This is a genomic window from Flavobacterium chungnamense, from assembly GCF_039539165.1.
Classification (GTDB): Bacteria; Bacteroidota; Bacteroidia; order Flavobacteriales; family Flavobacteriaceae; genus Flavobacterium; species Flavobacterium chungnamense.
The window spans coordinates 56,336-68,637 of the sequence record NZ_BAABCS010000006.1 but is presented as its reverse complement, the minus strand read 5'-3'; the positions used below and the strand labels follow the sequence as shown (position 1 = coordinate 68,637).

Here is a 12,302-nt window from a genome sequence, read left to right as displayed (position 1 = left end):
ATTTCTAAGATTATTCTAATCTGTGTTGCAAATAAAATCCGCGACCATCTGTGTTTGCGAAGCATCCGTTTCATCCGCGTTCCATTTTTAAACACAAAAGTCACAAAAGTCACAAAAGATTTCTCAGATTATTCCAATCTGTGTTGCAAAAAAAATCCGCGACCATCTGCGTTTGCGAAGCATCCGTTTCATCCGCGTTCCATTTTTAAACACAAAAGTCACAAAAGATTTTAAAGATTTCTTATATTTTCCAATCTGTGTTGCAAATAAAATCCGCGACCATCTGCGTTTGCGAAGCAATCCGTTTCATCCGCGTTCCATTTTTAAACACAAAAGTCACAAAAGATTTTAAAGATTTCTCAGATTATTCCAATCTGTGTTGCAAATAAAATCCGTGACCATCTGCGTTTGCGAAGCATCCGTTTCATCCGAGTTCCATTTTTAAATACAAAAGTCACAAAAGATTTTAAAGATTTCTTATATTATTCCAATCTGTGTTCCAAATAAAATCCGCGACCATCTGTGTTTGCGAAGCAATCCGTTTCATCCGCGTTCCATTTTTAAACACAAAAGTCACAAAAGATTTTAAAGATTTCTTATATTATTCCAATCTGTGTTGCAAAAATTACATTGTGCAACATCGCGTCCAACTTTGAGAAACTTTGTGCTCCTATAAAAATTTGTAACTTTACCCCATTACAAATCACAATGACAGCCGACCAACCCAAACCCAACCATTTCAAAGCCCTAACTGGAGTTCGCGCCATTGCAGCCATAATGATATTTGTTTACCATAACCGCAAGTATTGGAAAGACGATATACATCCAGAGCTGTTTCGCTTTTGTAACGAATTAAATCTAGGAGTTCAGTTGTTCTTTGTGTTAAGCGGATTTCTTATTGCAAAAAGTTACGGAAGCAAACCTTTACAATCTTTAACACATTACAGAAAGTATTTTGTCCAACGAATTGTTCGCATTATGCCTTTGTATTGGTTATTGCTAACCTTGTATTATTTGGATTCAGGTTTTGGTAACTATCGTTTTTCTTTACCTCATTACCTTTTGTTACAAGGTTTTTCCTCAACACACTCCTTAGATGCAATTTCGCAATCTTGGTCGCTTACGGTTGAAATGACTTTTTATGCTTTCGCACCATTGCTGCTTTTACTTTTAGAAAAGCACCTTAAATACCTACTACTTTTTTTGATAGTGCTATTTACAACTACATTGCTTTTAGGTCATTTGTGGACACTTTACAACGGAAATCCCGATAAGTATTTAGTTCCTATAGAATTTGTAACCATGAGCACTTTTGCAGGTCAATCGCTCTTATTTCTTGCCGGAATATTTTTAGCCTACTATCCTAAATTTTGGAATCAAATTCCTTTTTCTAAATACGCCACGGCTATTGGTGGTTTCGGTTTTGTATTAACCTTGTATGTTATCGGATGGTTCCAAGAGAGTAGAGTAGATCACGGAACCAATCATTGGCAAGGTAAAGTTTTGTTTTTTATTGTTTTGCCCTTTTTTATAGTACTACTATTTCAAGGTTTGATGAGCCAGCGAACTTATTTACAGCAATTTTTATCTTCTAAAGTCATGGTCTTGTTGGGTAACGCCTCTTTTGCTTTTTATCTGGTTCACATAAGTTATGCTAATTTAAAACTTAAATCTTTTGTCTTTTTTCCGGACAGAAATTTTATACTTTTATGGTTGGTATCCATTGCTTTATATTATGGTTTTGAAAAACCAATTTATGATAGATACAGAAGAAGCGTTCAAAATAAGAAATAAGAAAAACAGAAATTTCAATCATTTTCAAAAAAAATACAGACATGATAAACAAACAGTTACTTCTATTTGGAATTGTATGGTTTGCTACAACTACGATAAATGCACAAAAGAAAGACTATCTCGATTCTAAAAAGCCAATTGAAGAGCGCATCGATTTATTAATGAATCAAATGATATTGGAAGAAAAAGTAGGTCAAATGAATCAATATAATGGATTTTGGGACGTTACAGGTCCAACTCCTAAAGATGGTGCAGCCGAAATTAAATACGAACATCTTCGTAAAGGATGGGTAGGCGCAATGCTTAGCGTTAAAGGTGTTAAAGAGGTAAAAGCAGTTCAAAAAATTGCAGTGGAAGAAACCAGATTGGGAATCCCAATACTATTCGGATTGGATGTAATTCATGGCTATAAAACATTGAGTCCAATTCCTTTGGCTGAAGCAGCAAGTTGGGATTTAGAAGCTATTAAGAAATCAGCTCAAGTAGCTGCTGATGAAGCCTCAGCATCTGGAATTAATTGGACTTTCGGCCCCATGATGGACGTGTCTCGTGAAGCACGCTGGGGTAGAGTTATGGAAGGAGCAGGTGAAGATCCTTTTCTAGGTAGTAAGATAGCAGTGGCAAGGGTGCAAGGTTTTCAAGGTGAAACTAGTGCCGATTTAGCCAAAGCGAATACTATTGCAGCTTGTGCCAAACATTTTGCAGCCTATGGTTTTGTCGAAGCCGGTAGAGAGTACAATACTGTGGATATCAGTAATGCTAATTTGTACAATCTTGTGTTGCCTCCATTTCTAGCAGCTAAAGAAGCTGGAGTTAGAACCTTCATGAATTCATTTAACATTCTAAATGGAGTTCCAGCCACAGGAAGTAGCTTTTTGCAACGTGATCTTTTGAAAGGGAAATGGAACTTTGATGGTTTTATTGTATCCGATTGGGGATCCATAAGAGAGATGAAAAACCACGGATTTGCAAAAGATGCTGTCGATGCTACAACCAAAGCCGTTATCGCAGGCTCTGATATGGATATGGAATCTCATTTTTATGTAGCAGAATTAGTCAATTTGGTTAAATCAGGAAAGGTAAAAGAAGCATTAATTGATGATGCTGTTCGAAGAATACTACGAGTGAAATTTGAATTGGGACTTTTTGACAACCCATATAAATACTGTGATGAAGCACGAGAAAAAGCAGTTGTAGGAAGCAAAGCCATCAATGATGCCGTTTTAGATATGGCAAAAAAGTCAATGGTCTTGCTGAAAAATGAAGGCAACTTATTACCATTAAAGAAATCTGGANTCTGTTTTGGAAGGGATGCAAAGTTATAAAGGCAATACGGTAGCTTTTGAAAAAGGAGCCGATTTGACTATTGGAAAAACTACTTTTGTAAACGAACTAGTTTTCAATACCACAGATAAAAGCGGATTTGAAGCCGCTAAAAACCTTGCCAAGAATTCAGATGTTGTTGTTATGGTTCTAGGCGAACATGGCTTTCAATCTGGTGAAGCTAGAAGTCGCTCCAATTTAGATTTGCCTGGCGTTCAACAAGAGTTATTAAAGGAAGTTTATAAAGTTAATCCCAATATTGTTTTGGTTTTAAATAATGGTAGACCTTTAGTGCTATCATGGGCAAAGGAACACATTCCTGCTATTGTAGAAGCTTGGCAACTTGGAACACAAACAGGTAACGCAGTAGCTCAAGTAATATATGGTGATTACAATCCGAGTGGCAAATTACCAATGAGTTTTCCAAGAAACGTCGGACAATGCCCAATATACTACAATTATTACAGTACAGGAAGACCAACGAATGATGAGAAAAATGTGTTTTGGTCACACTACACCGATGTCGAAAACACACCTTTATATCCTTTTGGCTATGGCTTAAGCTATACCAAATTTGAATACAAAAATCTAAAAGTTAGCCAACCAGAATACAATAAAGGCCAAACGGTAAAAGTCACCATAGAAGTCACCAATACTGGTAATTACGATGGAAAAGAAGTAGTGCAACTGTACCTTCACGACGTTGTGGCAAGTATAGCAAGACCCGTTCAAGAACTAAAAGGATTTGAACTAACCAGTTTGAAAAAAGGTGAAACCAAAACCATATCATTCACGCTAACCGACAAAGAATTAGGATTTTTCAACAACGAAGGCAATTATCAAGTAGAATCAGGCACCTTCAAAATAAGAGTAGGCAGTAGCTCTGATAGTGGTCTAAAAACACAATTTGAGTTGAAGTAATGGCTTCGAGTGCCTCAGCCACCACATCACGTAAGCAGTGGTTTCGAGAGCATTTCGACAGGCTCAACGTGACACCTCAACCACCGCATAACGTAAGCAGTGGTTTCGAGTAACCTCAACCACCGCTAAGAAACCTTCCTTAAGCAACATATCTCCGTTGTCTGAGGTTTTTTATTATAGAATATCCTCCGTTGGCTGAGGCTCTCGAAGCCAACGTTACGTCAACGTCTTTCAAAAACTCTTTTTTAAGCAAAACACCTCCGTTGTTTGAGATTCTTAATTATAGAATATTCTCCGTTGGCTGAGGCCACTCGAAGTCAACGTTACGTCAACGTCTTTCAAATCTCTTTTTTAAGCAAAATATCTCCTTTGGCTGAGGTTACTCGAAGCCAACGTCACGTCAACGTCTTTCAAAAACTCTTTTTTAAGCAAAACACCTCCGTTGTTTGAGATTCTTAATTATAGAATATTCTCCGTTGGCTGAGGCCACTCGAAGTCAACATTACGTCAACGTCTTTCAAATCTCTTTTTTAAGCAAAATATCTCCTTTGGCTGAGGTTACTCGAAGCCAACGTCACGTCAACGTCTTATTGTTACCTGAGGTCACTCGAAGGCAAATCCCTATAAGCTTTCGCTAATTCAGGCAATAAATCAACATTGCCCTCCATTAAAGCTTCTTTCTTTTTTCTACTCTAACCTTGAACCTGTTTTTCACGATAGAAAGCCTCATCAATTCTTTGGTATTCTTCGTAATATAACAGCGAAACAGGCAATCGTTTCTTAGTATGATTTGCACCTTCACCATTTTGATGTTGCGCCAATCGTCTTTCTAAATCATTCGTACTTCCAGTATAATAACTACCATCCGAACAAAGTAAAATGTACATATAACCTTTCATAAAATAAAATATAATACTAAAAAACATCTCCGTAAGCAGTGACTTCGAGTAACCTCAGCCACCGCTTTAAACAAAACATAACCGTAAGCAGTGACTTCGAGAGCCTCAGCCACCGCTAAGAAACCTTCCTCAAGCTACACACCTCCGTTGGCTGAGGCTCTTTATTATTGGATATCCTCCGTTGACTGAGGCTCTCGAAGTCAACATTACGAAATGCTCTCGAAGTCATCCAAGAATCAACTATTTCAATTCCTCCACACTTACCTTCAACACCTCAGTCCAATTATAATAATCCACATTATCTTTGTCCATTTCAGAACATTCTTTTAGAAAAAAGATGGTTTTATCAACAAAATCAGGATGCACAAATAAAGGATGCAAATTAAAAAGATAAGGGCTGTGTTGTTTTTACAAGCTTTAGATATTGTTATTGCTTAACATTTGTAAAATAAGGATCATCTGAATTATTTGCCCAATTGCCAGGAGCATAACCAAAATTCATTTTATCACAATAAATCCCTACAATATTTACTAATACATTTTTGCCTCTACTTGAATTAGGTGCATTTTCACTTTTTTGTGAGTTTGGTGGAATGTTATAAATGGTAATTTCTTCGGTTTTGTAACATTCTCCGCTATCAATTTCATAGCAAACAGTAACGTTAATTTCATCTATTTTGTATTCGGTTTTGTTTGTTGCAATTATTTGTAAATTTTCAATCCCACCAATGTTGTAATACGTAAAATCATTCGTTGCTACAGAAATATAATCAGACCAATTATTTCTATATTTTTTATTTTTTTCTGTTATGGCAGCATTAATACTTGCTCTTTTGTCTTCTTTTATAATAGAATCCGACTTAATAGTAGAAAGTTCTATTTCGGCAGAACTTGGCTGCGATGTCATAAATGAAAATGCAATAATCGCAAGTAGTAATACACTCAATCCAATGACAACATTTCGTATCGTTTTTGATTTCTTTGATTCATCAACTACTTGGGATTCTGTATTTGTTTTGTTAAAATTTGGTGGATGAATTGAAGTATTTTGATTAGCAAAATTATCAAATTTTGGTGGTAAAGCATTTGATGCAATTATTGATTTTAATTCTTCAACATTGCTAGCTGTAGTCCAATTTGATAATCCTTCATACCAAATAGGAGTATCACCTTTTATTTGCATTGTTGCAAGTTCTTCTATATTGAATGGCCCATTTTCTGTTTCGCCATTGTGAATAAAATATTTTTTCATTCTTGTAATTTTATTTATTTGATTTTTAATTAATTATTCTAATATTATAATTCTTAAATAATTTATAGGTTCTTTTTCTGAACTAATAACCTCATAGTAACCTTCAACATTTTCTCTTTTCTGGTGTTAACCCTTACAACTCTATATCCATTACGACCATTTTGTCATGTTGACATAGGAAACATCGCACTAGTTACTCACGTGTTGTGTTATTATCATTTGAGATTCTTCGTGCCTCAGAATGACAAAAAAATGGAATGACAAAAACATTAACTATTCTTAACAATCTCAATTTACTCACGCTTTTTTATTGTTTTTTGGTATTCGTGAATAAAAATCGATAATGTATTATTATAAAGTCACGATTGTTCTACGATTTTTATTTCTTCCTCACTCAATTCATACAACTTATAAACCATAGCATCAATAGCTTTATAAGTAGTATCAATTTGAGCTTTTAAATCTTGTGGTTTTTTAATTTCTTGAATGAATTTATGATTTTTTCTTCTTCTCCTTCACAAACAATCCAGCAGTATATTTTTCATACAACTCAAATAAAAATTCCATACGTTTGGCTTCGCTGGTAAAGGCTTGTTTGCTGTAGGCCGCATCCACGGCTTTGTCTAATTCGTTGTGCGCTTTTACTAATGCTGGCGGCATGGTTAAGGGATTGTATAAATCTGCTAATGAGCTATTAGGAAAAGAAGCTCTAACATCTAAAACCTGTTGTGCTTTTTCTTCAGTCGTTTTTATTTGTTTTTCAGATGGATTTTCTGGCCAAGGATAATTGTTGTAAACAATGCTTGCTGAGTATCTATAATCACTTTTTAATCTACCACAAATGTATTTTACCCATGACATATGAAGACTTGATTGAAGAACTCCAAAATGATATAAAGTAGTATTTGGTACTGTTGAACAACTATTATTAGAAATATGATTATTATCAAAATATCCCATCGGAATATATTTACGGTTCTCTGAAGAATGTAATGGGATAAGAATATAATCATTTTTTGGTTGCCTGTCTTCTCCAAAAAGTGTTGGATACAAAGCTAGTTTCTGTGTTGCAACCCTAGTACTCTCTTCACGTATCTTCTTTACTTTCTCAATACGCTTTGAAACTTCTTTCAATTCTTTAAGAATTGAAGGATTTGCATCTTTTAACCATAAACACCATCGTGTTTGACCATTTAAATATTCGTGCGCACTAATTAATGGTTTAAAAAATTGTTCTGCTCTTGGCTCAATCGTTAAAAATTGATTTTTTTCTTCGTCAGTAAACAAAAAAAACCCACCATCATTAGGCATACTTCCAAATGATATTTCAGGAACATTACAAATTGGTGTTCGTCTTTTTTCAATAAAAATATCCTTAGCATCTACTAAATAAGGATTGATATTTTTAACTTGAATTGCTTGTGGTTCTCCTTTAATATCTTCATATTCAAATAGAACCTTGTTTTTTGTTTCAAAATTTGCAAAACCAACAATAATGCAATAAACGGCTGCATTACCCTTGGCTTCGTTACTCCATTTAAAAGTACGATGTGCAAAGTGAATTTTAACTCCATATTTATTAATCATTTGTCCCCATAGAATACTCGTTTGTTCTCCTTGCACAATAGAATTTGTAGAAACAAAAGCTGCTTTTGTTGTAGTACCTTGAATATATTTAGCTGCTTTTAAATACCATCCAGAAACATAGTCTAAAACGCCACAGCCTTTACTATTATTGAATTCCTTTATAATTTGATTTCTTTGGAATTGGCTCATAATTTTTGAACCAATAAAAGGAGGGTTACCTATTATATAATCGTAGCGAATTTTTACTTTTGTAATATTTGGCGGAAAATCAGCTGTTTTATCAATTTCATTTACATTTTTTGTGATAACATTTACAGTTCCATATTCTGCAATGGGTTCATTCAGTACTTTAAAATTGAGCTGGTCTGCTTTTAATGTAATTTCATCAACAACTTTTAAAGTTTCCCAATTCACTTCTAAAGCATCTCCATGTACAATTTTAGCTGATTTTTTTAAGGGTAAACGGGCAAAGTATTGTCCAAATTCATTACTAATGAGCATGTTCATTTGGTGGTCTATTAACCACATGGCTACTTCGGCAATACGAGCTGGAAATTCTTCGTACTCGATGCCGTACATCATATCTACATTTAAAAGAATTAAATCTTCTAATGCTAAAATAACTTCACCAGATTTAAATGTTGCTCGTAAAATCTCTAATTCTAACAAACGTAATTCGCGATAGGTAATCACCAAGAAGTTACCACAACCACAAGCTGGATCTAAGAATTTGAGTTGACTGATTTTTTTATGGAATTCGGGTAATTTGTTTTTATTGCCTTTTAAACTTTCAAATTCAGCCCACAGTTCATCTAAAAACAAGGGTTTGATTAATTTTAAGATATTGCTTTCACTGGTATAATGTGCTCCTAAGTTTCTGCGTTCTTTAGGGTTCATTACACTTTGAAACATGGAACCAAAAATAGCCGGTGAAATTTTACTCCAATCGATGTAACAACAATCTAATAACGCTTGACGCATTTTACTATCAAAACTTGCCATCGGTAAAATTTCTTCAAACAATTTTCCATTCACATACGGAAAATCGTTTAACTGCTCGTCTAAATTCTTGAATCGCTTGTCTTTTGCCGTATTTAATACCTGGAACAATTCTTGAACTTTTGAAGCCAAATCACTTCCGTCTTCAGCGGTTCTGTTTTCTATGTAATCTTGAAACTGTTGTTTTTCAAAAATGGTCGTATCTTCTGCAAACAAACAGAATAAAATACGAACCAAATACACTTCTAAAGGATGTCCTTCATAACCTATTTCTTCTAAACGGTCATGGAGTTTTCCCATTAATTCAGCAGCTTTGATATTGGCTGGATCTTGTTCCTTAAAGGTCTTTTTTTGGTAGCCTAATAAATAACCAAAACTTTGCACGTTTTGAATTAATTCATCAATTGTAAATTCTAAAGTGGTTTGTTCTTCAGTATCGTACAATCTGAAAATATGGAAATCGCATACCAAAACGTATTTTGGGAGTTCGTTTTGTTTTAGTCCATGGGTGTAATCAATCGCTTGTTGAAAGGCTTTGTCTAGGTTTTTACCACGACTTTTCATTTCTACTAAGATAGTTCCTTTCCAAAGGAGGTCGATGTAGCCATCGGCATCCGAAAGTTTCTTTACTCGGTGTTCAAATGTTCCAATCTTTTTACGAGTGATCCCAAATACATCAAAAAAAGCATCTAAAAATGGTTTAGCATCTGCTTCCTCATTAGTAGTGTCTTTCCATTCTTTGGTAAATTTAACTGCTCTGTCTTTTATTTCGTTCCAACTTAGTGCCATATATAAAAATTGTATCTTTCAAACTTAACAATAATCCACCACACAAAAAAACATTTTCTAGGAGAAAAACCCTAAAAGAAAATCCCTACTTTTTGTTTTAGGTGTTTGAGTAGGATAGGATACCTTTAATTAGCTAGTTGAAGGAAAAAAAACTTTAAAATAGTTCCAATACATCAGTTTAAAGACGTCATTCATTTATTTTGGTAAGTTTTTTCTTTCCCATAAACTAGTAGTGTTGACAAGGTATAAGTCGTTAACCATTATAAAATATGCAGCTCAAAGAGTTATCAACAGTTGGTGCCAAATTTATCTATAATCCTTTATATTTACAACATAATTCGATAGAGTAACTGGAATTACTCGAGGTCTTACAATACTTAATTGCTCAAAAATCGGGGTTCTAGCTGCTTTTTTTGAGCTTTTTTTATGGAGTAAAGTGTAGTTTTCTCCTCCTTTGGAGGAGTGGCTGAAAGCCGAGGTGGTTTTTAATGGAACGTATACGTAATTGAAATTCGAACGCGGATGACACAGATGATACAGATTTTTTTTGTTGCTTTAAATTGTTTGTTTTTTGTCAGTTCGAGTGATTTTTGAGGTTTTAAATTGCAAAAATTGAAGATTAAAAAGGTATCGAAAACTGTTTTTTAGTACTAATTTTTTATTCAAAAAGACTCAAAAATGATGGTTTTTTGCACAAAAAAAGCTGATAAAGAGTTTTCCATTTCCTTTTTTTCCTTTAGTTAGTTTTTTTTCAATTTGTACGGACGAGAATTTTAGTTCATTAGGACGAGACAAATGCTTCGTCAGGACGAAACAAAAACTTGGTCGGGACGAAATCACGAAAATTTTCGTGAAAAAATACACAAAAAAAAGACCCCGAGCACTGGAATACTCGAGGTCTTACAAACTAAATTACTTAGTTTCGGGGTTCTAGCTGACTTTTTTGTAAGATAACGTGCTTAACAAATTGCGCATTTTCTTACCAGGTCTGAAAAGGATTCTGTTCTTTTTGATAACAGTAGAAGATACTTCTTCTGCGGTGTCTTTACCTTCAGAACTTAATCCTACTTGAAAGTTACCCAAACGTCCCAATTTTACAATACGACCTTCGTTCAATTCGCCAATAATATTGTGCTCTAACGACATCAATACCGCATAGCAATCGGCTTCGGTCACAGTACATTGATAAGAAATTAACTCCGCGAGTCTTTCTAAATCGGTTTGTCCATCTGCTATAGCAGCAGCATAGAATTTTTCTGGTGCAAGGATATCTTGCGGGTTCTTTCTTTGAAGAACTTTGAATTTAACTGACATATTTTTTATAGTTAAATTAAACAATAATAAATTTTGCCTCTGAGCAAACCTTCGGATATTTGCCTGATCTACAGATACAAAGATAATTTATACAAGTGCAAAAAGAAAACCAAACTTATTCACAAACGGCTTTACTTTTTAACAATGTGTAGGAATACTACTAATTTTTTTCTTTTTGTAACTATTTGAAAAATAACTATTTACAAATACTATAAATAAAAAAAATACCTAAAAATAAGGGATTTATGAATTTTTACGATAAGTTTTCGTGGTGTTTTTGGTGGGTTTGTTTCTTTTATATTTTTAAACTTTTGGGTAGCTTAAAGTTGCATAAAATAGTTAGGTGAATTAGATTCCAATAGCTATGGTAAAATTAGATTTATTACCTGCAAGCGTTTCTTTGAATAGGTATTGGTATCCAATTTTCATATTAAACTTGCTATCATCAGCTACTTTAAATAGAAAATAGGCCTGAAGAGAGGTTACAACATCATTATCTGTTTTGAATAGCTTTTGCAATACTTCTTTCTTACCAGTAGCACCTTGCAACATTAAAGAAATTGAATAGCGACCTGGCTTATATTCTCCATTTTCGTTATACTTTCCTGCATCACCATCGCCTTGATAAGTAAAACCAATTCCACCGCTTCCAATGAATTCCATGTCGTAGGAATTAGTAACATTATTTTGAATGTTTAATCCTCTAACGTCAGCGTAAAAGCCATAGTATATCACATCATTGAATCCTACAAATGGTTTTTTGAAAGAAGGCATGATACGAAGTGTAAGAGGAGCGGCTTCATAATCGAGTACATCCCAAGAACTTGCTGAGTTGATAGAATCATATTGCGTAGAAAGTTTAGATATTAACAACATTGGAATATTAAATCTGTATTTTCTATCACCTTTAGCTAATTTTTCAGCATCCGGATTTGCAACATATAATTTGTAATGTAAAACTTCGGCACTAATAGATACTCTATTTCCTGTGTTGATTAGTGATGTTGAAAGTGTACTGTTATTAAAAAAGTCAATTGGTTTTTTTATAGTTTCTTCTGTAGTTTCGGTTTCTTTTGTTGTAACACTTCCCTGAGCATCTTTTACTTCTTCTACAAAGACATAAGCATTTTTATCTTTTTTTACTTTAATAGGTTCCATGCTTAAAGTAGTGAAAGGAGTTTGAGCAAAGTTTAGTCCGCTTATAAAAAGAGCGATAATTAAAATTTTTGATTTCATAAAGTGTTATTTTTAGAGTTAGTGAAAACAAAATAAGTGAATATAGTTTATTTAAATACTCCCTATAAATAGGTATTTTTAGTGGTTTTTATTGATTTATGAAAAGCCACCTCGACCTACGGCCACTCCTCCAGAGGAGGAGAAATCTAAAAATGAAATCAGTGTAATCTGCGTTTGCGAAGCAATCC

The 12,302-nt window shown here is 34.1% G+C and carries 7 protein-coding genes and 1 pseudogene; 2 read left to right on the top strand and 6 right to left on the bottom strand.

The window, feature by feature from the left end; genetic code table 11:
• Positions 1-708: 708 nt before the first annotated feature.
• Both ABD771_RS04375 and ABD771_RS04370 read left to right on the top strand, forming a co-directional pair.
• Positions 709-1,794: an acyltransferase family protein gene (locus tag ABD771_RS04375; RefSeq protein WP_345091139.1), complete on the top strand. Its 1,086-nt coding sequence runs from the start codon at positions 709-711 to the stop codon at positions 1,792-1,794.
• Between the two features lie 41 nt (positions 1,795-1,835).
• Positions 1,836-4,038, top strand: a pseudogene (locus ABD771_RS04370) (glycoside hydrolase family 3 N-terminal domain-containing protein).
• A gap of 692 nt (positions 4,039-4,730) precedes the next feature.
• Here ABD771_RS04370 and ABD771_RS04365 read toward each other — a convergent pair.
• From ABD771_RS04365 to ABD771_RS04340, 6 genes are all read right to left on the bottom strand, one after another.
• Positions 4,731-4,925, bottom strand: coding sequence for a GIY-YIG nuclease family protein (locus tag ABD771_RS04365; protein WP_345091136.1), 195 nt, complete (start codon positions 4,923-4,925; stop codon positions 4,731-4,733).
• Positions 4,926-5,177: 252 nt separating this feature from the next.
• Positions 5,178-5,318 (bottom strand): hypothetical protein, encoded by a 141-nt coding sequence (locus tag ABD771_RS04360; RefSeq protein ID WP_345091133.1) that lies wholly within the window; start codon positions 5,316-5,318, stop codon positions 5,178-5,180.
• 46 nt (positions 5,319-5,364) lie between these two features.
• Positions 5,365-6,189: a DUF4339 domain-containing protein gene (locus tag ABD771_RS04355; protein WP_345091130.1), complete on the bottom strand. Its 825-nt coding sequence runs from the start codon at positions 6,187-6,189 to the stop codon at positions 5,365-5,367.
• Positions 6,190-6,681: 492 nt separating this feature from the next.
• Entirely contained in the window at positions 6,682-9,564 is a 2,883-nt protein-coding gene (locus ABD771_RS04350) for a class I SAM-dependent DNA methyltransferase (RefSeq protein ID WP_345091127.1), read from the bottom strand.
• Between the two features lie 930 nt (positions 9,565-10,494).
• Complete coding sequence (locus ABD771_RS04345; RefSeq protein ID WP_345091124.1) at positions 10,495-10,878, bottom strand: HU family DNA-binding protein; 384 nt, start codon at positions 10,876-10,878, stop codon at positions 10,495-10,497.
• A gap of 348 nt (positions 10,879-11,226) precedes the next feature.
• Positions 11,227-12,114, bottom strand: coding sequence for a hypothetical protein (locus ABD771_RS04340; RefSeq protein WP_345091121.1), 888 nt, complete (start codon positions 12,112-12,114; stop codon positions 11,227-11,229).
• Between the last annotated feature and the right edge of the window lie 188 nt (positions 12,115-12,302).